Raw genomic sequence first — 23,032 nt, 5'->3', positions numbered from 1 at the left:
TAAGCCGCTCGGTGATCAAGCCAGACCAATTAGCTGGCTTGGCAGCCTCCAGAGGAAGCTTCGGTAGCGCGCCATTAAGCTTGGCTAGAGATTCGAGCTGATGCGGTAGTTTCTGTTGTGCCTGAAAGGGTGCTAAGCAACCCTTTGATAACACCGCGTACTACAAGGCTCCCGGAATTGGTCACATATCCTTGTACCGTCCCGTTGATTTCTGCGGATCCTCCAGCCTCGATAACTAAATTTTTCAGAACCATTCCCTGGAGTTGGAAGTGCGCGTTCGGGGAAACTGTCACTGAGCCGGTCACGGTGCCATTGAGTTGAAAGTCTTCAGCGATTTGGATGTCGCCTACGATCTTGCCGTTCTCCATCTTCATGCATCGACCTCTGCGCCTTGCGCGCCATCGTTGGGGGAGTGATTTGCAGGCCCAGCTCTCTGGGCTGCTGAGAGAATAGCGTGTTTTTCTACGGGTGCCTTCCAAGTCGGATTCGCGCAGGTTCAGCGCCGGGCGACTCTGAAGGACGCTGAAGGTATCAGGCTGGTTTTGGTTACCAGCCTACGCATAAAACCAGTTATCCCGATGAATGGTATTGTAAAGACTTGCGACATCGTATTGATGGCAGGAGCGCCGCTCTGTAAGATCGCGCATCCAAAATCATCACCGGAAGACTGCATTGGAAGCGGACGTTAACCCAACTGCTGAATTGGAGGGGGCTGCTCTTCAGTCGCGCCTTAGGCTCGAGCTTCCCAACGAGATTTCGGCGGAGACCGTTGATCCGGTGGTTGCCTTACTTAAGGATGCGCCAGCAGGAACGGCCATTGAGCTCCATCTGCGACATAACGCTGGCGGGCGTGTGGACAAAATGGTCGCCTTGATCGATGCTCTTAACGAAACCAAGGCATCGGTCGAAATAACCTATAGTCGTTACATCATGAGCGCAGCAGCCACCGTCTGGCTGTACTTTCTGCTTCGCTCGACGACGAATGTGCAGTCACTGATGCCCCGTAAGCCTGGGGTTGTGATGTATCACAGACCTCGCAAGACGCAAGGGGACTATCTCTGTTTCGCCGATGAGGTTGGAGACGACCATCCGCTGAAAGGGCCTTTGGCGCAGCAGATGAAAATCTTCGATGATCTGTTCGAGACGATGTATCAAGTTTTCCTTCGCATTGGTCCCGACGGCCAGCTGAGGGATGAGCCGCCTGAATGCATGGTCCATGAGCCCGATGGCCTGAAGTATCGGCATTGGGTTATGCGGTTGAGAGATTGTTATTACGGGAACCAGGACTGCCTGATTCCTGTCTGAGAATACAACGGAGTGGAGATGGCGATATGACTGGTAAATCGTTAAGGTATCTCAAGCCTGCTACAGCAGAGCAGCGGAAGCAAAACGCCGAGCGTACCCGCGAGGCGGTGGCTTCGTACAAAAAGGCAACTCAAGATATCCACGAGATTTGTGCCGCGAAAGGTTTGGTTGAGCCGATCCTGACTGCTTGAATCCAGGATTATCCAAAAAACCCGCTCTTGAGGCGGGTTTTTTTGTGGGGGCTTTCTTTTTGATCGAGATTGCTTCGCTGCGAGCCCTGCTGGCGGTAATTTAGACCTGCTTCTTGTTCGGTCTAGGCGGTGTGGCCTTGGCCAAAGCTTCCGCGGAGAATTGAAGGAGATGCCGCTGTAGTAGGTTTTCAACGATATCCATAGCGTGGGCGATGTCCGCATCTGATGGCAGATGACCCCGATGAGTGGCCGCATGTCCTGCTTCCAAGGCGGCCACAAGAACTGCCTTGTCGCTGTCCGTAATCCGCCCCTTTTCGACCAATGCCGAGAGCTTAAGATCGAAGGTACGGAGATCTCCTACGTTGTCGTTCATGTAGACGTCAAGAAGGGCTCTGGCTCCCATCATAGCCAGGCGTTTACTGTCGGCCTGAAGCGCGGTGTAAATCTCGGCGAGTAAAACTCGCCATCCATCAGGAATTTGCCACATCCAGAGTGGTGGGCGACGGGATGCGCGTGGGGGATAAAACTCGCTCTGATCACCCATGTCGTATTCTGAATGCCAATGGTCTACGCGCAGCACGACTGTTTCGCAGCCGAGACACTGCAGCATTCGGTAGTACGTTCCCCACTCACATGGATACTCTGGGTGCCCATCGTGCCCACTGGTCGCGCGGACGGCGACCTCCTCATGGTTGGTGAGGCCCGAACAATAATTGCAGTAGGATTTCGGCATAGGCCGCGTACCGTGTTGGTTTTATTCCACTTGCCAGGCTGTCATAAAGCTGGCATTTCTGAGCCAAAACAACCCAATTGGGCACAAAAAAAGCACTTGCGATAATCGCTAAGTGCTTGATTTGTAAAGCTTATTTGGTGGAGCCGGGGGGATTTGAACCCCCGTCCGCCAGTACTCTGCTGTCGGTTCTACATGCTTAGCCGTGTCTATTGAGTTAACCCTCGGCCGCCCGACGGGCAGGGTGCTTCAGGCGAGTTGTGTAAGTTTTAGGCGCTTCGTCCACAACGTACTAGGCGACGATTCTGTTCTATATGACAATCGCTTCGAGTTTACAGACATCCTCTAACGATTGCTGGAGCCGAAGCTACCAGAAGGGAAAGCTAACACCGCTTACGCGGCGAGAGCGAATTCCCCGTAATTGTCATCATTGGCAATTATAAAGTTTGCAACAGTGGATTTACGAGTTCTGTTACCCACTCGGCATGCACCTAGAGTTTCGTTACCGGCGTCGAATCCTAATCGGCCCCGCTTTCTGCTCTTGCCTGTCCGCGTTAGCGGGCAGACGATCAGTGTACGGCAAAACGCGCCGTGAGTCGACCGTCTGTCATGCTTTGCCTGTTACTGGCCTTTGCTGTCGCTGTTGGTGGCTTTGTCGATGGACTGCCACACGCGCTCCGACAGGGCGATGCAGGTTTTCTTGTCGCCGCTGGCCTGGGCGGCCTTGGCTTTTTCGATGTCTTCCTTGTTTTGCTCCATGATCTGCGCAGAGACGCTGCCGGCGGTTTTGTCGGCGTCGTCGATTTTCTGCAGGTTGGCGGCGCACAGGTCGTCGGCGGCGAAGGCGTGGCTGGTCATCAGGGCGGCGGCCATGCACAGGCCGGACAGGGTTAGACGGTTCATGGTAAGTCTCCTCAGCAGGGGGAAGACTCGGCAGCGCCGACCACGAAAGGCTCAGGCACCGAGCGGAGTTGAGCCTTTTTCACAGGCCATGAAAGATGGACTTTGGGCGTGTGAAGGGGTTCGAAATATTTGCGCGGGGATAGTGTGAAAAAGCGTTTTCATTTGCAACAAAATACTTCGGCGTTTGGCGAGGGACCGAGGTGGCCTGTGGCCGCGAAGCAGGCGCGGCGGTGTGTCAAGTAATGCGCGGCGTGCCCTTCGCGGGCAGAGCCCGCTCCCACATAGGAATCGGGGTGCCCAGATAAATTGTGGGCAGAGTTCCTACATCGAAAACAGGGTGCCCAGATGGATTGTGAATAAGGCTCCCTAACCGAAAGCAGAGTGCTCAGATGGACCGCGGGCGGGTTACTCGGTCTACCAGGTAGACCAGGCTGTGGTAGTCGATGCCGCTGTGGCTGCTGAGGCCTATTTCGCAGGTGCGGCTGGTGGAGATGCCTTCTTCGCAGTACTGCACCGCGTCCTTCAGGGTGCGCAGGGCGTGGTCGTTGAGTTCGGGGGTGGTGAAGCCTTTGTCGCCCGCGAAGCCGCAGCAGTGGATGCCTTCGGGGATGACGACGTGTGTACTGCAACGTCTGGCCAGCTCGATCAGGGCCTGGCTTTCGCCCAGGTGTTGGGTGCTGCAGGTGACGTGCACGGCGATGGCGGTGTCCTGGGGGGTGAAGACCAGTTTGTCCAGCAGGTGGGTGCGGATGAAGCGTACCGGGTCGTAGAGGTCCAGGCGGGTGTCGGCCAGGTCTTGCACCAGGCGCAGGGTGCAGGGGCTGGTGTCGCAGTAGATGGGGTCGAGGCCGCCGCGGCTGGCGGTGAGCAGGGCGGCGATGAGTTCCTGGCGCTTGTGTTCGGCTTGCTCGGCGTAGCCTTTGGAGGCGAAGGGTTGGCCGCAGCAGAGGTTGTCCTGGTTGTCGGGGAACACCACTTGGTAGCCGGCTTTTTCCAGCAGGCCGCGGGTTTTGTCCAGCAGGGACATTTGTTCCTTGTCGCTGGCGGCGGGGCCCATGACGCGGGATACGCAGGCAGCCAGGTACACCACGCGGGGGCGGGCGTCGGTGACCGGTGGGGTGAAGTGGATGGCGTTTTCCGCTTGGGGCATGGCGGGGGTCCATTGCGGGACTCGGCCTTTTGAGGCGCGCGACAGGCTTGCAGACAGGCTGGCCAGGCGTGGCGCGCCCAGCAGCATGCGGGCGCCGTTGGCCACGTGCAGGGTGAAGCGCGCGCCTTTCAGGGCGGTGGCGAAGTGGTTGCCCAGCCAAGTGGCAGCCTTGAGGTTGTGGGCGTTGCGGGCGCGCAGTTTCTTGATCAGTTCGCCGGTGTTGATGCCCACCGGGCAGCGCTGGGCGCACAGGCCGGTGGCGGCGCAGGTGTCGATGCCCTGGTATTGGTAGTCGTGTTCGAGGGCGCGGGTGTCGAGGCCTGCGCGTTTTTTCGCCTGGATGTCGCGCCACATCACGATGCGTTGGCGCGGGCTGAGGGTCAGGCCTTTGGAGGGGCATACCGGTTCGCAGAAGCCGCATTCGATGCACTTGTCGACGATGTCGTCGGCAGCGGGCATGGGCTTTAGATTCTTCAGATGGATGTGTGGGTCTTCGCTGAAAATAACGTCAGGGTTGAGGATGCCGGTGGGGTCGAGCAGGCGCTTGAGTTGCCACATCAGCTGGTAGGCGTCGTGGCCCCATTCCAGTTCCACGAAGGGCGCCATGTTACGGCCGGTGCCATGTTCGGCCTTCAGCGAGCCGCCGAATTCCACCGCCACCAGGTGCGCGACGTCGTCCATGAAGGCCTGGTAGCGCGCCACTTCCTCGGGGTTGTTGAAGCCTTGGGTGAAGACGAAGTGCAGGTTGCCCTCCAGGGCGTGGCCAAACAGGATGGCTTCGTCGTAGCGGTGTTTTTCGAACAGAGCGATGAGGCGGTTGACGCCGATGGCCAGTTGTTCGACGGGGAAGGTCACGTCTTCGATGATGACCGTGGTGCCGGTCTGGCGCACGGCGCCCACGGCGGGGAAGGTGTCTTTGCGGATGGCCCACAGGCGGGCGTTTTCCACCGGGTCTTCGCTGAAGTCGACCTGGCGCTCTACCGGGAAGGGCGTGAGCGAGGCCATGATCTGCGCGAGCTGTTCGTGCAGCAGGGCCTGGCTGGCGGCGCGGGATTCGATCAGCAGGGCGCAGGCGCCGCCGGACAGTTCGCGCACGAACGCGGGCATGCCTTTCATGTTCTGCACCGAGCGCAGGCTGCGGCGGTCCAGCAGTTCCACGGCGGCCACGGGCTGGGTCTTGAGCGCGGTGACGGCGTTGCAGCAGGTTTCCACGTCCGGGAAGACGATCAGCGCCGAGGCCTTGAAAGGGTGGTCGATGACGGTGTCGTAGGTGACGGCGCTGATGAAGCCCAGGGTGCCTTCGGAGCCCACCATCAGGTGGCTGAGGATATCCAGGGGCTCGTCGTAGTCCACCAAGGCGTTGAGTGACAGGCCGGTCGTATTTTTCAGCCGGTATTTGTGGCGGATGCGCGCGGCCAGTTCGGGGTTGGCGCGGGTCTCGCGGCCCAGTTCGGCCAGGCGTTCCAGCAGGGCGCCGTGGCTTTGGCGCAAGGCGGCCACGCTGGCCGGGTCTTCGCTGTCCAGGCAGGTGCCGTCGGCCAGCACCAGGCGGATGCCGGCCAGGGTGTGGTAGGTGTTCTGGGCCGTTCCGCAGCACATGCCGCTGGCGTTGTTGGCGACGATGCCGCCGATTTTGCAGGCATTGATGGAGGCAGGGTCAGGGCCTATCTTACGCCCGAACGGTGCCAGCCAGGCGTTGGCCTGGGCGCCGATGACGCCGGGTTGCAGGCGGATTTGCGTGCCTTGGCCACGCACTTCGCGGCCGTTCCAGTGGTCGCCCAGCACAATCAGCACCGAGTCGCTGATGGCCTGGCCGGACACGCTGGTGCCGGCGGCGCGGAAGGTCACCGGCACGTGTTCGCGGTGGGCCAGTGTGAGCAGGGCCACCACTTCGTCTTCCGATTCCACGCGCACCACCAGTTTGGGGATCAGCCGGTAGAAGCTGGCGTCGGTGCCGAAAGCCAGGGTGCAGGTGGGGTCGTCGAAGCGCCGCTCGGGCGGTATCAGGGTGCAGGCTTCACGCAGGAAGGCAGCGGGCAGGCTCATTGGTCCTCCAGAATCAGTACCACCAGGTCTTTGGGCCCGTGGGCGCCGTAGGCCAGTACTTGTTCGATGTCAGCGGTTTTCGACGGGCCGGAGATTAGCAGTGCATTGGTGGGCATGCCGCCGGCCCAGTTGAATTGCTGCTGCACTTGATAGAAGTTGTCGTGGATTTCGCTGGCCTTGAGCAGGGCGAAATGCACCGGCGGTACCAGGCTCATGAGGCGTGGTTCTTCGCGGGTGGGCCACAGGATCAGGCTACCGGTGGCGGCGATGGCGCCCAGGGTGCTGGTCAGGCCGGCGGCGGTGTCGTTGAACAGTGCAGCCTTCCATTCTTCTACCGGGCGGTCGTAGGCCGTGAGTGTGGGCAGGTCGCCGTGGGCTTGCCAGTACTGGGTGACACGTTGGCCGTACTCGGTGGCCGGGGCTATCAGCAGGTTGGGCAGTTGCCGGTCGCGCAGCAGCTGGGCAAGCAACGCGGGCCAGTTGGCATTGGTGGTGAGGTGGATGTCGGTGTGCACCGCTTCCATCAGTGTGCGCAGCTGGGCAATGCGCTCGCCTTGTGGATAAGTCCAGGGCGCGGTCACCAGCGCCTCGTCGAAGTTATCCACAATGGGCGTGGTGCCTTCCAGGCTGTTGCGCAGTTTGGCGAGGATGTTCTGCTTGGCGCTCATGGGCGGCCTCCCTGTTTGGCCAGGTGCTCGCGGGCCAGGTCGTGCAACGATCGCGCGGCAGGTTTCGGTGCGCTGTGGTTTTGCGTCCAGGGCCCGATGTTGTTGGGCGCAAGGTTGCGCAGGCGGGTGGCGAAGAAGCTGAACAGCTTATAGAGGGTGGGCGAGCTGTTGAGTTTCGCCCAGGCGTTCCAGATGAACCGTTCCTTGCGCGAGTACTTGCTGCCCTGGCCGCGCATCACTGGATGAGGGCTGTCGGGGGCTTTGACGTTTTCTTCGCGCAGCCGACGCAGGATGGCCGGGATTGGAATTTTCACCGGGCACACTTCACCGCAGGCGCCGCACAACGACGAGGCGCTGGGGTGGTCGGGCACCTTGGCCAGGCCCACCATGTGCGGGGTGATGATTTTGCCGATGGGGCCGGGGTACACCTCACCGTAGGTGTGGCCGCCGACGCGGGTGTACACCGGGCAGTGGTTCATGCAGGCGCCGCAGCGGATGCAGTTGAGGGTCTGGCGCAGTTCGCTGTCGGCAAAGGCCTGGCTGCGACCGTTGTCCAGCAGCACCAGGTGCACTTGCTGGGGGCCGTCGCGCTCGTCGGCCTTGCGCGGGCCGCTGATCATGTTGACGTAGGTGGTGATGGGAATGCCCAGCGCCGAACGGGTCAGCAGCGACAGCAGGGGGACGGTGTCGCGCAGGTTCTCCACCACCTTTTCAATGCCGGTGACGGCGATGTGCACGGGCGGCACGGTGGTGGACATGCGCCCGTTGCCTTCGTTTTCCACCAGCAGCAGGGTGCCGGTTTCGGCCACGGCGAAGTTGACCCCGGACACGCCGATGTCGGCTTCGAAGAACTTCTGGCGCAGCACGCGGCGGCCTATCTGGATCAGTTGGTCGACGTCTTTGGTGTATTCCACGCCCAGTTTGTCGTGGAACAACGAGGCCACCTGGCCGGCGTTTTTGTGAATGGCTGGCATGATGATGTGCGAGGGCTTTTCGTGGTCTAGCTGGACGATGTATTCGCCCATGTCCGATTCCAGGCACTCAATGCCGCGTGCTTCGAGGGCATGGTTCATCTCCATCTCTTCACTGACCATGGACTTGCCCTTGATCACCTGCTTGGCGCCATGGCTGTCGATGATGCCCTGGACGATGGCGTTGGCTTCGTCCACGGTTTCAGCCCAGTGCACCTGCACGCCGTTGCGGGTGAGGTTGCGTTCCAGGGTTTCCAGCAGGTCGGGCAGTTTCGACAGGGCGCGGGCGCGAATGGCGTTGCCCAGGGCACGCAGTTGCTCACGCTCGTCGGGGTCGGCGAAGGCCACGGCACGCTTGGTCATCAGCGAGTCCATGGCGGTGCGGAAATTGCTGCGCAGTTGCGGGTCGCCCAGGGCGTTGTGGGCGCGGGTGCGGAAGTCTTCTTCCACTTCGACGGTAGGAATGCGGGCCTGGGAGTTCATTGGGCACCTGCGCTGCGTTGCCACAGGAACGTGGCCAGGTGCTGGCCGCGCAGGGCTTCGCGTTGTTTTTCCAGGGCGCCGTTGATGTTCATCAGGCAGCCGCAGTCGGCGCTCAGCACCTGGTGGGCACCGGACGCCTTCAGGTTACGGGTTTTGTCGGCAACCATGGCGCCGGAGATGTCCGGCATGCGCACGCTGAAGGTGCCGCCAAAGCCGCAGCATTCGCTTTCGTGGCTGTGGTCCACGCGCTCGACGTTGGCCAGTTGCGCCAGCAGGGCGCGGCCGTGCAGGTGGGTGTTCATTTCCCGGCGAGCGGAGCATGAGGTGTGCAACGCGACTTTCACCGGCTGGCCGCTGTCCTTGAGCTGCACCTTGCACACGTGCAGCAGGAACTCGGCCAGTTCATAGGTTCGCTCAGCCAGGGACTGCACGTGCTTGAGCGTTTGGGGCTCGTCCTTGAACAGGTCGGCATAGTGCTGGCGCAGCATGCCGGCGCAGGAGCCGGAGGGCACCACCACCGGTTGCTCGTTGGCAAACAGTTGCAGCTGTGCGCGCGCCACGTCCCGCGCCTGGTCGGTGTAACCACTGGTGTAGGCGGGTTGGCCGCAACAGCTTTGGCCTTCGGGGAAGTCCACACGGATGCCTTCGCGTTCCAACAGGCGTATCGCGTCCATGCCGGCGTCGGGGTAGAACAAGTCCACCACGCAAGTGCCGAACAGGTACACCCGCGCGGGTTTGCTGGCCGGGTAGCTGCGTGGCTTGGGAATGGGCGGGGCCACGCGGGTGGCATTGGGTACGGCGTTGTAGAAAAGCTCGCTCATCAGGCGTGGTCTCCGGGTGGGCCCGGTTATCCGGCCGCGAAGGCCGGGGTTATCAGTACCGGCGCCACCACGGGCAGCGCCGGGCGTGTTGCATCAATGCACCAACATGCCGGTGAACCAGTACGCCTGGGCCAGGGTGATCAGACCGACGATGGTGGCGAAGAACAGGCTGTGCTTGAGCGTAAAACGGAACAGGTCGGACTCTTTGCCCACCAGGCCGGTGGCGGCGCAGGCCACGGCAATGGACTGCGGCGAGATCATCTTGCCGGTCACGCCACCGCTGGTATTGGCGGCCACCAGCAGCGTGTCGCTGACGTTGATCTGGTGCGCGGTGGTGGCTTGCAGCGAGCTGAACAGGGCGTTGGACGAGGTGTCGGAACCGGTGAGGAAAACGCCCAGCCAGCCCAGGAACGGCGAGAAGAATGGGAACGCTGCGCCGGTAGCCGCCAGCACCAGAGCCATGGTGGAAGACATGCCCGAGTAGTTGGTGACGAAGGCGAACGCCAGCACCATGCCGATGGACAGGATGGGCCAGCGCAGCTCATACAGGGTTTCGACAAAAGTGGTAAGACCAATTCTGAGCTTGATCTTCAAGACCAGCATCGACACCACGGCGGCCAGGAAGATGGCGGTGCCGGTGGCGGCGATGGGGTCGAGCTTGAACACGGCGGCGATGGGCGTGGGGGTAGCGGCAATCGGCGCGACCTTGATCACCAGTTGGTCCAGGTGCGCGATGGCGAAGTTGAACACCGTGGCGTACATCGCACCGCCGGCGGCGAACAGCGCCTTGAAGGGCTTGAGGGTCCAGACCGTGACCAGCACGGTGAGGATCAGGAACGGTGACCACGCCTTGAAAATCTCGCCAAAGCTGTAGGGCGAATCCAGCTGGGTGCGTGGTTTGCCGAAGCCGCCGACGCTGGCCACTGCAGACGCGCCTTGCGCAGTACCGGCAATGTGGTCACCGGCACTGCGGTGCGGCTGCCAGACTTTCAGGAACAGGGTGAGGGCCACCAGGCTGACCAGCGCCGAGGTGATGTCGGGCAGTTCCGGGCCAATGAAGTTGGAGGTGAAATACTGGGTGATGGCAAAGCTGGCGCCGGCCACCAGGGCGGCGGGCCAGGTTTCGCGCACGCCGCGCATGCCGTCCATCATGAACACCAGCCAGAACGGCACGAACACCGACAGCAGTGGCAGTTGGCGGCCGGCCATGGCGCCGATCTTGAAGGCGTCGATGCCGGTGACCTGGCCGGCCACGATAATCGGGATGCCCAGGGCGCCGAAGGCCACGGGCGCGGTGTTGGCGATCAGGCACAGGCCGGCCGCGTACAGCGGGTTGAAGCCCAGCCCCACCAGCAGTGCGGCGGTGATGGCCACGGGCGCGCCGAAACCGGCGGCGCCTTCCAGGAACGCACCGAAACAGAAACCAATCAGCAGCACCTGCAAGCGCTGGTCGTCGGTGATGGACAGTACCGAGCTGCGGATGATTTCGAACTGGCCGCTTTTCACCGTCAGCTTGTACAGGAACACCGCTGCCACGATGATCCAGGCGATGGGCCACAGGCCGTAGATGAAGCCATACCCCGCCGCAGCCAGGGCCATGTCGGGGGGCATGCGGAAAGCAAAGATCGCCACCAGGATGGCCAGCACCAGGGTGATGCTGCCGGCCACATGGCCTTTGAGGCGCAGCACGGCCAAGGCGAGGAAGAAGAAGACGATCGGGATAACGGCCGCGAACGCGGACAGGCCAAGGCTGCCGAGCGGGCTGTAGAGTTGTTGCCAGGTTTGCATGTGGGGTGGCCCCTAATTGTTGTTGGTCAGGCACTTCGCGGCTGTTGGCAAATTGGTAATACCAATTTACAATGCAGCGGTGCTAGGTTAAAACCCCTGTTGGTGGTGTGTCAATTTGTCACCGTGCAACTTTGGTCGCAGTTCGATGAGTGGAAGAGGTGGTGGATGGCGTTTGATCAGGTTCGGCAGCGGCGTTTGTCCGACGATATCGTCGAGCGGCTGGAAGGCATGATTCTGGAGGGCACCCTGCGTGCCGGCGAGCGCTTGCCTGCCGAGCGGGCGCTGGCGGAGCAGTTTGGCGTGTCACGGCCGTCGCTGCGCGAGGCTATTCAGAAACTGGTGGCCAAGGGCATGCTGATGAGCCGGCAGGGTGGGGGTAACTATGTAGTGGAGTCGCTGGGTTCTACCTTCAGCGACCCGCTGATGCAGTTGCTGGAAAGCAACCCCGAGTCCCAGCGCGACCTGCTGGAGTTTCGTCACACCCTGGAGGCGTCGTGTGCCTACTACGCAGCGCAGCGGGCCACGGAGCTGGACCGTGAGCGCTTGAAGGTGGCATTCGAGGCGCTGCTGGACTGCTACGCCCGGGAAGACAAGGTGACCCGCGCCGAAGAGGGCGCGGCCGATGCCAACTTCCATTTAGCCATTGCCGAGGCCAGCCACAATGCGGTGTTACTGCACACCATTCGTGGGCTGTTCGACCTGTTGAAGCGCAACGTGGTGATCAACATTGGCGGCATGTACAAGCAGCGTACGGAAACCCGCGACATGCTGATCAGCCAGCATCGCGAGTTGTACCAGGCCATTATCGAAGGGCGAGCGGAAGAGGCCCGAGAGATCTCCAGCCGTCACATCCTGTATGTGCAGGAAGTGCTGGATGAAGTCAGGCAGCAGGTGCAGCGTGTGGCAAGGGCAGAGCGCCGTAAAGGGCTGTAAACCTACATGGCCCCTGTGGATGCGGGCTCTGCCCGCGAAGCGAACGCCGCAGTGTGCCTGACACTGAGCGGTGTTCTTTTCGCGGGCAGAGCCCGCCCCCACAAGTGTGGCCGATGGGGGTTCGCAGGCGTTGGGACTACTCGTCCTTGCCCTTGGTGCGCACGGCGCGGTGCAGTTCGCGGTCGGAATCACGTTCACGCTCGGTATGGCGCTTGTCGTATTCCTTCTTGCCCTTGCCCAGCGCAATTTCGCACTTGATCAGGTGCTGCTTCCAGTACATGGACAGCGCCACGCACGCATAGCCTTTCTGTTGCACCAGGGTGAACAGTTTTTCCAGCTCGCGCTTGTTGAGCAGCAGTTTACGGGTACGAACCGGGTCAGCGATGACGTGTGTGCTGGCCGCTGTCAAAGGCGTGATATGGCTGCCCAGCAGCCAGGCTTCGCCATCCTTGAGCAGGACGTAGCTGTCGATCAACTGCGCCTTGCCGGCACGCAGACTTTTTACTTCCCAACCGGACAGGACCAGGCCGGCCTCGAACTTGTGTTCGATGAAGTAATCGTGTCGCGCCTTCTTGTTCTGCGCGATAGTCCCTTCGGGGTGTTTCTTTTGTTTGGCCATAGGGGGCGCATTATAGGCAGTCGCGACGTTGTCGGCTACGGTGTAGCTACGTGCTTGAGCCTGTGCGGTGAATCCCGGACAATGCGCGATCTTTTTTGATCACCTGGGCCCAGTTGCTGTCGACTGATAGGCACCGGAGGAAATGACGCACTCATGACTACGCATATCCAACGTTCGGCCCTGTTGCCTTACCCCGCACAGGCCTTGTACGACCTGGTCAACGATGTGGCGAGCTACCCCGAGTTCCTGCCGTGGTGTTCGTCGAGCACGGTGCTGGAGGCCAGCGACACCTCGATGCGCGCCAGCCTGGAAGTGGCCAAGGGCGGCCTCTCCCAGAAATTTGTCACGAAAAATGTGCTGGTGCCGGGCAAGACCATTGAAATGAACCTTGAAGAAGGTCCGTTCAGCCAACTGCATGGCCTCTGGGTATTCAAGCCGCTGGGCGAGAAGGCCTGCAAGATCAGCCTGGACATGTCCTTCGATTACGCCGGGTCCATCGTGCGCGCCACCCTGGGGCCGCTGTTCAACCAGGCGGCCAATACCCTGGTGGACGCTTTCTGCCAGCGCGCCAAGCAGCTGTATGGCTGACGCCTTTATAGACGTAGAGGTGGTGTACGCGGCTGTCGACCGCCAGTGCCTGTTGAGCGTGCGCGTACCCAACGGCTGCTCGGTGCATGACGCCGTTGTGCGGTCAGGTATTGCCGCGCAGTTTCCCGAGGCCAATGTGCTGGCCTGCCCCATGGGTATCTTCGGCAAGGCAGTGGCTGACCCTGCGGGTCATGTGCTGGAGGAGGGCGACCGCGTGGAAATTTATCGACCGTTGATCGCCGACCCCAAAGAGGTGCGACGTATGCGCGCAGCGAAGGCGGCAAAATCCAGATAAAAAAAAGCCCGGCGGTTGCCGGGCTTTTTTATAACGCCTGCTTATTGAGGGGCTGCCTCGATAGGCGTTGGCGTTGGCACCGGAATGACTTTCACGTCATCGACGCTGCGCTGGATCTGATCCAGGGTGGAACCGGGCTTGGCCGGCGCTTCTGGCGCGGCAGGCTTGGCGGTGCTGTCTACAGGCGCGGCCGGGGCGGCGCCTGGGGTACCCAGAATGGACTGGTCCTTGCTGACGCCCGGCATGAAGTCGCCGGACAGGCTGGCAAGCTGGTCATTCTCATTAAAGAAAATGCTCATCCGTTCCTGCTGGCGTTCGCCGCCACCTGGCTGGATACTGTAGAGGTAATCCCAACGATTGGCATGAAACGTATCGACCAGCAGGGGGTTGCCCATGATAAACCGTACTTGCCGGCGGGTCATTCCCGGACGCAACTGGTCTATCATGTCCTGCGTGACGACATTGCCCTGCTGGATGTCGATTTTGTAAACCCCGGGGAATGAACAACCGGCGAGTGCGAGCAGTCCCACGAGTGTGAGGCTGGATAGCAAGTGCTTGGTGTTTTGCATCGGTGGGCGACTTCCACTATCTTGGCTGGGACAACGAAACCCCGATCATACCCGCATTAAGAGAAGCTGCGAAGCAGCATCGGCGAGAAAGCTGACCATGGTTGAAAATAGCGAACTACGAAAAGCCGGCCTCAAGGTGACCCTGCCTCGAGTCAAGATCCTGCAAATGCTTGACGCTGCAGAGCAACGCCACATGAGTGCCGAGGATGTCTACAAGGCACTGATGGAAGCGGGTGAGGATGTGGGCCTGGCCACGGTTTACCGTGTACTGACCCAGTTCGAAGCTGCCTCCCTGGTGGTGCGCCACAACTTCGATGGCGGCCATGCCGTGTTCGAGCTGGCCGACAATGGCCACCACGACCACATGGTGGACGTGGACACCAGCGAAGTGATCGAGTTTGTCGATGAGGATATCGAGAAGCTGCAACACGCCATTGCCGAGCGTCATGGTTATGAGTTGGTTGACCATAACCTGGTACTGCACGTACGCAAGAAGAAGTAAGCATCTGGCGTGACGAACGAAGGCGACCCTAGGGTCGCCTTTGTGCTTTCTGGTCATTGGCAGACGCGATTGTGCGTGGGGGGGGCTTGTGTGGGAGCGGGCTCTGCCCGCGAAGCAGGCGCCGCAGGGTGTCAGATTAACCGTGGCGGTCTTTTCGCAGGCAAGGCCCGCTCCCACAGGAACGTCTTGGATAAAACCTTGATCAGCCGCAGCGGGCGGTGACGACCATTTTCTTGGCGTGGGCCAGGGATTCCTTGGTCAGGTCGATACCCCCCAGCATCCGCGCCACCTCTTCCACCCGCTCTGCTTTATTAAGGCTGGCCACCGCCGTGCGGGTCTCGTCGCTGCCGCGCACCTTGTGCACGAACAGGTGGTGATGGCCTTGCGCTGCAACCTGCGGCAGGTGAGTGACGGTCAGCACCTGGCCGCGATCGCCCAGGCGGCGCAGCAGTTGGCCGACGATTTCCGCAGTAGGGCCGCCGATGCCCACGTCCACTTCGTCGAATACCAGGGTGGGTACGCGAGAGGTCTGGGCGGTGATGACCTGGATCGCCAGGCTGATGCGTGACAGTTCGCCGCCGGAGGCCACCTTGGCCAGTGACTTGAGCGGCTGCCCGGGGTTGGCGCTCACCAGCAGTTCCACCTGCTCCAGCCCATGGGGCGCCAGGTCATCACCGCCCAAGGGGCGCAGCTCGATGGTGAAGCGCCCGCCCGGCATGCCCAGGCGCTGGATTTCCACTTCCACAGCGGCCGCCAGGCCAGTGGCAGCCTGCTGGCGCAATGCGCTGAGCTCCTGGGCGTGCTCCTGATAGTGGCGGGCATACGCGGCCAGCTCGTCTGCCAGGCGCTCGATGGATTCGTCGTTGGCGTTCAGTGTCTCGATCTCGTCCAGCAGCTTTTGCTGCAAGGCCGCCACTTCGGTGGGGTGAATGCGGTGTTTGCGCGCCAGGGTATAGATGGTGTCCAGGCGCTCCTCCAGTTGTTGCAGGCGCGCAGGGTCGGCGTCGAAGTGGTCAAGGAAGCGGTTCAGCTCGCCTACCGCTTCTTCTACCTGGATCTGCGCGCTGGACAGCATACCTGCCGCTTCGCTCAAGGCGCGCGGGGCATTGTGCACTGCGGTCAGACGGTTGAGGCTGGCGGTGAGGGCGCTGAGCACATTGCCCGAGTCGTTCTCGCTGCAATGGTCGATCACTTGGCGGCAGATGCCGAACAGCGCTTCGGCGTTGGTCAGGTTCTTGTGTTCCTGCTCCAGCAGTTCCAGTTCGTTCTCGCCCAGGCTCAGATTTTCCAGTTCTTCAAGCTGGTAGCTCAGCAATTGGTGGCGGGCGCGCTGCTCGTCGCCGGAGTTGGACAGGCGGTCCAGCTCCTGGCGAGTCTGGCGCCACTTTTGCGCGGCCAGTTGCACCTGGCGGGCCAGGTCGGTGGACCCAGCGTATTCGTCCAGCAGGCGACGGTGGGTGTCGGTTTTCAGCAGTGACTGGTGTTCGTGCTGGCTGTGGATGTCGATGAGCAGTTCGCCCAGGGCCTTGAGATCGCCAAGGGGGCAGGGCGTGCCATTGATATAGCCGCGCGAGCGCCCTTCGGCGGTGATGACCCGGCGCAGGATGCACGGGCTGGTGCCATCCAGGTCGCGTTCGTTCAGCCAGGTGCGCGCTTCGGGAATGTCACCCAGGTCGAAGGTGGCCAGAATGTCGGCCTTGTCGGCACCCGGTCGAACCACTCCGCTGTCGGCGCGGTCACCTAGGGTGAGCCCCAGGGCGTCGAGCATGATCGACTTGCCCGCGCCTGTTTCGCCAGTGATCACGCTCATGCCGCGTGCAAGCTCCAGGTCGAGGTGTTCGACAATGGCGTAGTTGTGTACGGATAGGTGCACCAGCATGGGTGGCTCCCGGGCTAAAAAGTCTGGTTATTTATACAGTGTTTTTGTTTGCACTGACAATGCCCTCGCTTAGCACTATTGGCTCGCACGTGCGGCTTTTTAATCGCGGCGCGGCATTTGCCATCTGTAACTGCGAACACACAGGCCCTTGAAGCTGGGAATTACGACCCCATATAGCGGGCAGAAGCGCGAGTCGAGCTCGCAGACGAAATTGAAAGGAGAACCCTTATGGCTGACGAACAGACTCTGGACGAACAGAATCTCGATGCAAACCAGGCTGCCGACGCTGGCGGCGATGATCTCGCTGCACGAGTGAAATCCCTCGAAGAACAACTGGCTGCCGCCCAGGATCAATCCTTGCGCGTGGCCGCCGACCTGCAAAACGTGCGTCGCCGTGCCGACCAGGACGTTGAGAAGGCGCACAAGTTTGCCCTGGAAAAATTTGCCGCTGACCTGCTGCCTATCATGGACAGCCTGGAGCGCGGTGTAGAGCTGTCCAGTGCCGACGACGAAGTGCTGCGCCCGATGCGCGAAGGCATGCAACTGACGCTGAAAATGTTTGAAGACACCCTCAAGCGTTACAACCTCGAAGCCATCGACCCCCATGGCCAGCCATTCAATGCCGAGCACCATCAGGCAATGGCCATGCAGGAAAGCGCCGACGTCGAGCCCAACAGCGTGCTCAAGGTGTTCCAGAAGGGCTACCAGCTCAACGGTCGCCTGCTGCGCCCGGCCATGGTCGTGGTCAGCAAGGCGCCAGCGCCGGTGTCGCCGTCGATCGACGAGCAGGCGTGAAACTTCTGTTAATGGGTGGCCTTGAAATTCCTTCGGCGGCCCCCATTTTGATGTCAAGCGTTTAAGTGCTACCGCATGCAGCCCCTACTGCTGCGGCAACCAAATCCAAAGTTTCGGGAGAGTTAACATGGGCAAGATTATCGGTATCGACCTGGGGACCACCAACTCCTGCGTCTCCATTCTGGAAAACGGCAAGGCCAAGGTTATCGAGAACGCCGAAGGCGCTCGTACCACCCCGTCCATCATTGCATACGCCAATGACGGTGAAATCCTGGTTGGCCAGTCGGCCAAGCGTCAGGCCGTGACCAACCCGCACAACACCCTGTACGCGGTAAAGCGTCTGATCGGCCGTCGTTTCGACGAAGAAGTCGTGCAGAAAGACATCCAGATGGTCCCTTACAAGATCGTCAAGGCTGACAACGCCGACGCCTGGGTGGAAGTGAACGGCCAGAAAATGGCACCGCCACAGATTTCCGCCGAAATCCTGAAAAAGATGAAGAAAACCGCCGAAGACTACCTCGGCGAAGCAGTGACAGAAGCGGTCATCACCGTGCCTGCCTACTTCAACGACAGCCAGCGCCAGGCCACCAAAGACGCCGGCCGCATCGCTGGCCTGGACGTGAAGCGCATCATCAACGAACCAACCGCAGCCGCTCTGGCCTACGGTATGGACAAGGCCAAGGGCGACCACACCGTGATCGTCTACGACCTGGGTGGCGGTACCTTCGACGTCTCGGTCATCGAAATTGCTGAAGTTGACGGCGAGCACCAGTTTGAAGTGTTGGCCACCAACGGTGACACCTTCCTGGGTGGTGAAGACTTCGACATCCGCCTGATCGACTACCTCGTCGACGAGTTCAAGAAAGAAAGCGGCATGAACCTCAAGGGTGACCCGCTGGCCATGCAGCGCCTGAAAGAAGCCGCTGAAAAAGCCAAGATCGAGCTGTCTTCCAGCCAGCAGACCGACGTGAACCTGCCGTACATCACTGCAGACGCCACCGGTCCTAAGCACCTGAACGTGAAAATCTCGCGTGCCAAGCTGGAATCGCTGGTTGAAGACCTGGTTCAGCGCACCATCGAGCCTTGCCGCATTGCCCTGAAAGACGCCGGTATCGACGTTGGCGCCATCAACGACGTGATCCTGGTGGGCGGTCAAACCCGCATGCCAATGGTTCAGAAGGCCGTGACCGATTTCTTCGGTAAAGAAGCCCGTAAAGACGTGAACCCAGACGAAGCCGTTGCCATGGGTGCTGCCATCCAGGGCGCCGTTCTGGCCGGTGACGTGAAAGACGTACTGCTGCTGGACGTCAGCCCGCTGACCCTGGGTATCGAAACCATGGGCGGTGTGATGACCGCGCTGATCGAGAAGAACACCACGATTCCTACCAAGAAATCGCAAGTTTTCTCCACTGCCGACGACAACCAGGGCGCCGTGACCATCCACGTGCTGCAGGGCGAGCGCAAGCAAGCTGCACAGAACAAGTCCCTGGGCAAGTTCGACCTGGCCGAGATCCCGCCAGCACCACGCGGTGTTCCACAGATCGAAGTAACCTTCGACATCGACGCCAACGGCATCCTGCACGTGGGCGCGAAAGACAAGGCTACCGGCAAGACTCAGTCGATCGTGATCAAGGCCAACTCGGGCCTGTCTGACGAAGAAATTCAACAGATGATCCGCGACGCCGAAGCCAACTCGGAAGAAGACCGCAAGTTCGAAGAACTGGCCTCTGCCCGTAACCAGGGTGATGCGCTGGTTCACTCGACTCGCAAGATGGTCGCTGACGCAGGTGACAAGGTCACTGCTGAAGAGAAAACCGCCATCGAAGCGGCCGTGGTTGCCCTGGAAGCCGCTGTCAAAGGCGACGACAAGGCTGCCATCGAGGCCAAGGTTGAAGAGCTGTCGAAAGTCAGCGCGCCGGTTGCCCAGAAGATGTACGCCGAACAGGCTGAACAGCCTGCCGGTGCTGCGGCACAGCCTGCTGAAGAAGCCGGCAAGCACGACGATGTCGTCGACGCCGAGTTCGAAGAAGTCAAAGACCACAAGTAAGTACTGCTTGTTGTCGGCCAGTTGACTGTCGTTTGGCAGTCACTGGTAGGATGTCGCCGCGCGGGAGCTTGCTCCCGCGTTGGCGTGTCTGGAATAGACGAATTTTTACAGCATGCGACAGAGTCGGATGTTGTCGGCACGGTCGCAGGCGCCTTTGCGCTGTGACGTCCTGAAGAGTAAATAGAATTATGTCAAAGCGTGACTTTTATGAGGTTCTAGGGGTCGAGCGCGGCTCCAGCGATGCCGATCTGAAAAAGGCTTATCGCCGCCTGGCGATGAAGCACCACCCGGACCGCAACCCGGGCGATAAAGCGTCGGAAGACCTGTTCAAGGAAGCCAACGAGGCTTACGAGGTACTGTCCGACTCCAGCAAGCGCGCAGCCTATGACCAGTACGGTCATGCCGGCGTCGACCCAAGCATGGGCGGCGGCGGTGGCTTTGGTGGCGGTGGCGCCAACTTCTCCGATATCTTCGGCGACGTATTCAGTGATTTCTTCGGTGGCGGCGGCCGTGGCGGTTCTCGTGGCGGCGCCCAGCGTGGCAGCGACCTGCGCTACACCCTGGAACTTAACCTGGAAGAAGCCGTGCGCGGTACCACGGTCAGCATCCGGGTGCCTACCCTGGTCAACTGCAAGCCGTGCGACGGTTCGGGCGCCAAGAAGGGCTCGGCCCCGGTCACCTGCCCAACCTGCGGCGGTATCGGCCAGGTGCGCATGCAGCAAGGCTTCTTCTCCGTGCAGCAGACCTGCCCGCGCTGCCATGGCCAGGGCAAGATCATTTCCGACCCGTGCGATTCATGCCGTGGTGAAGGCCGCGTTGAAGAGTACAAGACCTTGTCGGTGAAAGTGCCGGCTGGCGTCGACACCGGCGACCGCATCCGCCTGTCGGGCGAGGGTGAAGCCGGTACGCAGGGTGGCCCTACCGGCGACCTGTACGTGGTGATCAACGTGCGCGAGCACGATATCTTCCAGCGCGACGGCAAGCACCTGTACTGCGAAGTACCGATCAGCTACACCGAGGCGGCATTGGGTGGCGAGTTGGAAGTGCCTACCCTGGACGGCCGCGTCAAGCTCAAGATCCCGGAAGGCACCCAGACCGGCAAGCAGTTCCGCCTGCGTGGCAAGGGCGTGGCCCCGGTACGCGGTGGTGGTGCGGGCGACCTGATGTGCCGCGTGGCGGTGGAAACCCCGGTCAACCTCAGCCGCCGTCAGCGTGAACTGCTGGAAGAGTTCCGCGGCACCTTGGAAGGTGACAGCTCGCATTCGCCCAAGGCCAGCGGCTGGTTCGAAGGCATGAAGCGTTTCTTCGGCGATTTGTAAGGAGCCTGGCATGAGACGTATCGCAGTGATGGGCGCTGCCGGGCGCATGGGCAAGAACCTGGTGGAGGCTGTTCAGCAGCGCGCGCCGTTGACCGGGCTGACCGCGGCGATTGTTCGTCCGGGCAGCACCATGATCGGTGCCGATGCCGGCGAGTTGGCTTCGCTGGGCCGTATTGGCGTGCAACTGACGGCGAACCTGGAGCAGGTGGTCGACGAGTTCGACGTGTTGATCGACTTCACGCTGCCAGAGGTGATGCTGAAAAACCTGGCTTTCTGCCGCAAGGCGGGCAAGGCCATGGTCGTCGGCACCACGGGGCTGAATGCCGAACAGAAGGCGCTATTGGCCGAAGCGGGCCAGGACATTGCGATTGTCTTCGCTTCCAACTTCAGCGTGGGCGTGAACCTGTCGTTCAAGCTGCTGGACCTGGCGGCGCGGGTGATGGGCGAGGATGCGGACATCGAGATCATCGAAGCGCATCACCGCCACAAGGTGGACGCGCCTTCGGGCACGGCAGTGAGCATGGGCGAGGTGGTTGCCAAGGCCTTGGGTCGTGACCTGAGCAAGGTGGCGGTCTACGGCCGTGAAGGCCACACTGGTGCGCGTGAGCGCGAGACCATCGGCTTTGCCACCGTGCGCGGGGGTGACGTGGTGGGCGACCATACCGTGCTGTTCGCCGCCGAAGGCGAGCGCCTGGAGATCACCCACAAGGCCTCCAGCCGCATGACCTTTGCCAAGGGCGCCGTTCGCGCAGCGTTGTGGCTGGACGACAAGGCGCCAGGCCTGTACGACATGCAGGACGTTCTCGACCTGCACTGATCCACGTCCGTGGCAGTTGCCGAAGGCTGCTACGGGGGTTCTGGTGGTGGGGGCTGGCTTGCCAGCGAGCTTTTGATGGCCGAAAAAGCTCGCTGGCAAGCCGGCTCCCACGTACAATTACGGCTCCAAACCTCGTTTCAAGCCCGCCAAGCGATCCCTTGTCGCATTCCTCTGCCTTTCAGGCTCAATGGCGGTAGATAAAAAAATCATTTTTCTGTAAGCTACAGCTTTAGTGTGTCCACTAAAAGCGCGCAGATAATTCGATGAAGAAGCGGGGTGACGTGTCTATACGTCATTCCGCTTTTTTACAACCTGCGATCGCCCTTTCAGGTTTTATTTACGGGAGGTCTTCTTGACTAAGCCAGCCATACTTGCCCTTGCTGATGGCAGCATTTTTCGCGGTGAAGCCATTGGCGCCGACGGCCAGACTGTCGGTGAGGTGGTGTTCAACACCGCAATGACCGGCTATCAGGAAATTCTCACCGATCCTTCCTATGCCCAGCAAATCGTTACCCTGACTTACCCGCACATTGGCAACACCGGTACTACCCCGGAAGACGCCGAGTCGAACCGCGTATGGTCCGCCGGCCTGGTCATTCGTGACCTGCCCCTGGTTGCCAGCAACTGGCGCAACACCATGTCGCTGTCGGACTACCTGAAGGCCAACAATGTTGTGGCCATCGCCGGTGTCGACACCCGTCGCCTGACCCGCATCCTGCGTGAGAAAGGCGCCCAGAACGGCTGCATCATGGCCGGCGACAACATTTCCGAAGAAGCGGCCATCGCCGCTGCTCGTGGTTTTCCAGGCCTCAAGGGCATGGACCTGGCCAAGGAAGTCAGCACCAAGCAAGCCTACCAGTGGCGCTCCAGCGTCTGGAACCTGGCCACCGACAGCCACCCGGAAATCGCCGACAGCGAACTGCCTTACCACGTGGTTGCCTACGACTATGGCGTGAAGGTCAACATCCTGCGCATGCTGGTAGAGCGCGGCTGCCGCCTGACCGTGGTACCGGCGCAAACCCCTGCCAAGGACGTGCTGGCCCTCAACCCTGATGGCGTGTTCCTGTCCAACGGCCCGGGCGACCCTGCGCCATGCGACTACGCTATCCAGGCCATCAAGGAAGTGCTGGAAACCGAGATCCCGGTTTTCGGTATCTGCCTGGGTCACCAGTTGCTGGCCCTGGCCTCCGGCGCCCAGACCGTGAAAATGGGCCACGGCCACCACGGTGCCAACCACCCGGTCCAGGACCTGGACACCGGCGTTGTGATGATCACCAGCCAGAACCACGGTTTTGCCGTTGACGAGGCTACCCTGCCGGGCAACGTGCGGGCGATCCACAAGTCGCTGTTCGACGGTACCCTGCAGGGCATCGAGCGCACCGACAAGAGCGCGTTCAGCTTCCAGGGTCACCCTGAAGCCAGCCCAGGCCCGAACGATGTGGCCCCGCTGTTCGACCGCTTCATCGACGCCATGGCCAAGCGCCGCTGAGTGAAGCTGTTGGAAGCGTAACGCGCGCCGAGCAGGCCCCGCCAAAAGCGGACGTTGCCTGCCTGGCGCCGCCAAAGAATGTTCAAGGCGGCTCGCCTCAGGGCCTGCCGACTGACCTGCAGAT

At 61.1% G+C, this 23,032-nt stretch carries 22 protein-coding genes and 1 other RNA gene; 11 read left to right on the top strand and 12 right to left on the bottom strand.

All coding sequences use genetic code 11. The features are described from left to right. Positions 1-74: 74 nt before the first annotated feature. Complete coding sequence (locus tag PMM47T1_RS29960; RefSeq protein ID WP_008373866.1) at positions 75-374, bottom strand: polymer-forming cytoskeletal protein; 300 nt, start codon at positions 372-374, stop codon at positions 75-77. Between the two features lie 298 nt (positions 375-672). Here PMM47T1_RS29960 and PMM47T1_RS23845 point away from each other — a divergent pair, with 298 nt between their 5' ends. Together PMM47T1_RS23845 and PMM47T1_RS29955 are read left to right on the top strand one after the other, a co-directional pair. Beyond that, positions 673-1,305: a hypothetical protein gene (locus PMM47T1_RS23845; RefSeq protein WP_008373865.1), complete on the top strand. Its 633-nt coding sequence runs from the start codon at positions 673-675 to the stop codon at positions 1,303-1,305. A 26-nt stretch (positions 1,306-1,331) separates the two neighbouring features. Further along, positions 1,332-1,496 (top strand): hypothetical protein, encoded by a 165-nt coding sequence (locus PMM47T1_RS29955; protein ID WP_157213077.1) that lies wholly within the window; start codon positions 1,332-1,334, stop codon positions 1,494-1,496. Between the two features lie 100 nt (positions 1,497-1,596). On the opposite strand, the gene PMM47T1_RS23840 is transcribed toward PMM47T1_RS29955, so the two are convergent. The 8 genes from PMM47T1_RS23840 to PMM47T1_RS23810 all read right to left on the bottom strand — a co-directional run bounded on the left by PMM47T1_RS23840 (position 1,597) and on the right by PMM47T1_RS23810 (position 11,056). Further along, positions 1,597-2,106, bottom strand: coding sequence for a DUF4145 domain-containing protein (locus PMM47T1_RS23840; RefSeq protein WP_008373864.1), 510 nt, complete (start codon positions 2,104-2,106; stop codon positions 1,597-1,599). A 258-nt stretch (positions 2,107-2,364) separates the two neighbouring features. Continuing rightward, positions 2,365-2,756: a transfer-messenger RNA gene (gene ssrA / locus PMM47T1_RS29285) on the bottom strand. A 91-nt stretch (positions 2,757-2,847) separates the two neighbouring features. After that, positions 2,848-3,129: a hypothetical protein gene (locus PMM47T1_RS23835; protein WP_008373863.1), complete on the bottom strand. Its 282-nt coding sequence runs from the start codon at positions 3,127-3,129 to the stop codon at positions 2,848-2,850. A gap of 385 nt (positions 3,130-3,514) precedes the next feature. Next, positions 3,515-6,325: an FAD-binding and (Fe-S)-binding domain-containing protein gene (locus PMM47T1_RS23830; RefSeq protein WP_008373862.1), complete on the bottom strand. Its 2,811-nt coding sequence runs from the start codon at positions 6,323-6,325 to the stop codon at positions 3,515-3,517. Continuing rightward, positions 6,322-6,993 (bottom strand): LutC/YkgG family protein, encoded by a 672-nt coding sequence (locus PMM47T1_RS23825; protein ID WP_008373861.1) that lies wholly within the window; start codon positions 6,991-6,993, stop codon positions 6,322-6,324. Before PMM47T1_RS23825 ends, PMM47T1_RS23830 begins: the two co-directional genes overlap by 4 nt. After that, positions 6,990-8,447: a LutB/LldF family L-lactate oxidation iron-sulfur protein gene (locus tag PMM47T1_RS23820; RefSeq protein WP_008373860.1), complete on the bottom strand. Its 1,458-nt coding sequence runs from the start codon at positions 8,445-8,447 to the stop codon at positions 6,990-6,992. The genes PMM47T1_RS23825 and PMM47T1_RS23820 overlap by 4 nt, the downstream gene beginning before the upstream one ends. Next, positions 8,444-9,268, bottom strand: coding sequence for a (Fe-S)-binding protein (locus PMM47T1_RS23815; protein ID WP_008373859.1), 825 nt, complete (start codon positions 9,266-9,268; stop codon positions 8,444-8,446). The genes PMM47T1_RS23820 and PMM47T1_RS23815 overlap by 4 nt, the downstream gene beginning before the upstream one ends. 93 nt (positions 9,269-9,361) lie before the next feature. Continuing rightward, complete coding sequence (locus PMM47T1_RS23810; protein WP_008373858.1) at positions 9,362-11,056, bottom strand: lactate permease LctP family transporter; 1,695 nt, start codon at positions 11,054-11,056, stop codon at positions 9,362-9,364. A gap of 165 nt (positions 11,057-11,221) precedes the next feature. Between PMM47T1_RS23810 and PMM47T1_RS23805 the strand changes: the two genes are divergently transcribed. After that, the gene (locus PMM47T1_RS23805) at positions 11,222-11,989 is read left to right on the top strand and encodes a GntR family transcriptional regulator (protein WP_008373857.1); all 768 of its coding nucleotides are present in this window, start codon (positions 11,222-11,224) and stop codon (positions 11,987-11,989) included. Positions 11,990-12,125: 136 nt separating this feature from the next. Here the strand turns inward: PMM47T1_RS23805 and smpB are convergent, their stop codons facing one another. Next, entirely contained in the window at positions 12,126-12,608 is a 483-nt protein-coding gene (gene smpB / locus PMM47T1_RS23800; RefSeq protein WP_008373856.1) for an SsrA-binding protein SmpB, read from the bottom strand. A gap of 153 nt (positions 12,609-12,761) precedes the next feature. Between smpB and PMM47T1_RS23795 the strand changes: the two genes are divergently transcribed. Together PMM47T1_RS23795 and PMM47T1_RS23790 are read left to right on the top strand one after the other, a co-directional pair. Then, the gene (locus tag PMM47T1_RS23795) at positions 12,762-13,196 is read left to right on the top strand and encodes a type II toxin-antitoxin system RatA family toxin (protein ID WP_008373855.1); all 435 of its coding nucleotides are present in this window, start codon (positions 12,762-12,764) and stop codon (positions 13,194-13,196) included. Next, positions 13,189-13,491 (top strand): RnfH family protein, encoded by a 303-nt coding sequence (locus tag PMM47T1_RS23790; RefSeq protein ID WP_008373854.1) that lies wholly within the window; start codon positions 13,189-13,191, stop codon positions 13,489-13,491. The genes PMM47T1_RS23795 and PMM47T1_RS23790 overlap by 8 nt, the downstream gene beginning before the upstream one ends. A gap of 41 nt (positions 13,492-13,532) precedes the next feature. On the opposite strand, the gene PMM47T1_RS23785 is transcribed toward PMM47T1_RS23790, so the two are convergent. Beyond that, a complete protein-coding gene (locus tag PMM47T1_RS23785; protein ID WP_008373853.1) occupies positions 13,533-14,060 on the bottom strand; it encodes an outer membrane protein assembly factor BamE in 528 nt (175 codons plus the stop codon). Positions 14,061-14,157: 97 nt separating this feature from the next. On the opposite strand from PMM47T1_RS23785, the gene fur reads away from it, so the two are divergent. After that, entirely contained in the window at positions 14,158-14,562 is a 405-nt protein-coding gene (fur, locus tag PMM47T1_RS23780; protein WP_008373852.1) for a ferric iron uptake transcriptional regulator, read from the top strand. Between the two features lie 202 nt (positions 14,563-14,764). Here the strand turns inward: fur and recN are convergent, their stop codons facing one another. Then, positions 14,765-16,441, bottom strand: a complete 1,677-nt coding sequence (gene recN, locus PMM47T1_RS23775) for a DNA repair protein RecN (RefSeq protein ID WP_008373851.1) — start codon at positions 16,439-16,441, stop codon at positions 14,765-14,767. A 228-nt stretch (positions 16,442-16,669) separates the two neighbouring features. Here recN and grpE point away from each other — a divergent pair, with 228 nt between their 5' ends. From grpE to carA, 5 genes are all read left to right on the top strand, one after another. Next, positions 16,670-17,236 carry a nucleotide exchange factor GrpE gene (gene grpE / locus PMM47T1_RS23770; protein WP_008373850.1) on the top strand — a complete coding sequence of 189 codons (567 nt, stop codon included), beginning with the start codon at positions 16,670-16,672 and terminating at the stop codon, positions 17,234-17,236. A 127-nt stretch (positions 17,237-17,363) separates the two neighbouring features. After that, the gene (dnaK, locus tag PMM47T1_RS23765; protein ID WP_008373849.1) at positions 17,364-19,283 is read left to right on the top strand and encodes a molecular chaperone DnaK; all 1,920 of its coding nucleotides are present in this window, start codon (positions 17,364-17,366) and stop codon (positions 19,281-19,283) included. A 188-nt stretch (positions 19,284-19,471) separates the two neighbouring features. After that, a complete protein-coding gene (gene dnaJ / locus PMM47T1_RS23760) occupies positions 19,472-20,602 on the top strand; it encodes a molecular chaperone DnaJ (protein ID WP_008373848.1) in 1,131 nt (376 codons plus the stop codon). Between the two features lie 10 nt (positions 20,603-20,612). Continuing rightward, positions 20,613-21,419: a 4-hydroxy-tetrahydrodipicolinate reductase gene (gene dapB / locus PMM47T1_RS23755; RefSeq protein WP_008373847.1), complete on the top strand. Its 807-nt coding sequence runs from the start codon at positions 20,613-20,615 to the stop codon at positions 21,417-21,419. Between the two features lie 352 nt (positions 21,420-21,771). Continuing rightward, positions 21,772-22,908 carry a glutamine-hydrolyzing carbamoyl-phosphate synthase small subunit gene (gene carA / locus PMM47T1_RS23750; protein WP_008373845.1) on the top strand — a complete coding sequence of 379 codons (1,137 nt, stop codon included), beginning with the start codon at positions 21,772-21,774 and terminating at the stop codon, positions 22,906-22,908. Positions 22,909-23,032: the final 124 nt, after the last annotated feature.

The organism is Pseudomonas sp. M47T1 (assembly GCF_000263855.1).
Lineage (GTDB): Bacteria > Pseudomonadota > Gammaproteobacteria > Pseudomonadales > Pseudomonadaceae > Aquipseudomonas.
Note: the sequence above shows the minus strand (reverse complement) of the source record. Positions and strands in the feature narration are given on the sequence as shown.

Bases quoted from the DNA above. Each gene is read 5' to 3' on its own strand.
- PMM47T1_RS29960 (WP_008373866.1), bottom strand. From the start codon at position 374: ATGAAGATGGAGAACGGCAAGATCGTAGGCGACATCCAAATCGCTGAA.
- PMM47T1_RS29955 (WP_157213077.1), top strand. From the start codon at position 1,332: ATGACTGGTAAATCGTTAAGGTATCTCAAGCCTGCTACAGCAGAGCAG.
- PMM47T1_RS23840 (WP_008373864.1), bottom strand. From the start codon at position 2,106: ATGCTGCAGTGTCTCGGCTGCGAAACAGTCGTGCTGCGCGTAGACCAT.
- PMM47T1_RS23835 (WP_008373863.1), bottom strand. From the start codon at position 3,129: ATGAACCGTCTAACCCTGTCCGGCCTGTGCATGGCCGCCGCCCTGATG.
- PMM47T1_RS23830 (WP_008373862.1), bottom strand. From the start codon at position 6,325: ATGAGCCTGCCCGCTGCCTTCCTGCGTGAAGCCTGCACCCTGATACCG.
- PMM47T1_RS23825 (WP_008373861.1), bottom strand. From the start codon at position 6,993: ATGAGCGCCAAGCAGAACATCCTCGCCAAACTGCGCAACAGCCTGGAA.
- PMM47T1_RS23820 (WP_008373860.1), bottom strand. From the start codon at position 8,447: ATGAACTCCCAGGCCCGCATTCCTACCGTCGAAGTGGAAGAAGACTTC.
- PMM47T1_RS23815 (WP_008373859.1), bottom strand. From the start codon at position 9,268: ATGAGCGAGCTTTTCTACAACGCCGTACCCAATGCCACCCGCGTGGCC.
- PMM47T1_RS23810 (WP_008373858.1), bottom strand. From the start codon at position 11,056: ATGCAAACCTGGCAACAACTCTACAGCCCGCTCGGCAGCCTTGGCCTG.
- PMM47T1_RS23805 (WP_008373857.1), top strand. From the start codon at position 11,222: ATGGCGTTTGATCAGGTTCGGCAGCGGCGTTTGTCCGACGATATCGTC.
- smpB (WP_008373856.1), bottom strand. From the start codon at position 12,608: ATGGCCAAACAAAAGAAACACCCCGAAGGGACTATCGCGCAGAACAAG.
- PMM47T1_RS23795 (WP_008373855.1), top strand. From the start codon at position 12,762: ATGACTACGCATATCCAACGTTCGGCCCTGTTGCCTTACCCCGCACAG.
- PMM47T1_RS23790 (WP_008373854.1), top strand. From the start codon at position 13,189: ATGGCTGACGCCTTTATAGACGTAGAGGTGGTGTACGCGGCTGTCGAC.
- PMM47T1_RS23785 (WP_008373853.1), bottom strand. From the start codon at position 14,060: ATGCAAAACACCAAGCACTTGCTATCCAGCCTCACACTCGTGGGACTG.
- fur (WP_008373852.1), top strand. From the start codon at position 14,158: ATGGTTGAAAATAGCGAACTACGAAAAGCCGGCCTCAAGGTGACCCTG.
- recN (WP_008373851.1), bottom strand. From the start codon at position 16,441: ATGCTGGTGCACCTATCCGTACACAACTACGCCATTGTCGAACACCTC.
- grpE (WP_008373850.1), top strand. From the start codon at position 16,670: ATGGCTGACGAACAGACTCTGGACGAACAGAATCTCGATGCAAACCAG.
- dnaK (WP_008373849.1), top strand. From the start codon at position 17,364: ATGGGCAAGATTATCGGTATCGACCTGGGGACCACCAACTCCTGCGTC.
- dnaJ (WP_008373848.1), top strand. From the start codon at position 19,472: ATGTCAAAGCGTGACTTTTATGAGGTTCTAGGGGTCGAGCGCGGCTCC.
- dapB (WP_008373847.1), top strand. From the start codon at position 20,613: ATGAGACGTATCGCAGTGATGGGCGCTGCCGGGCGCATGGGCAAGAAC.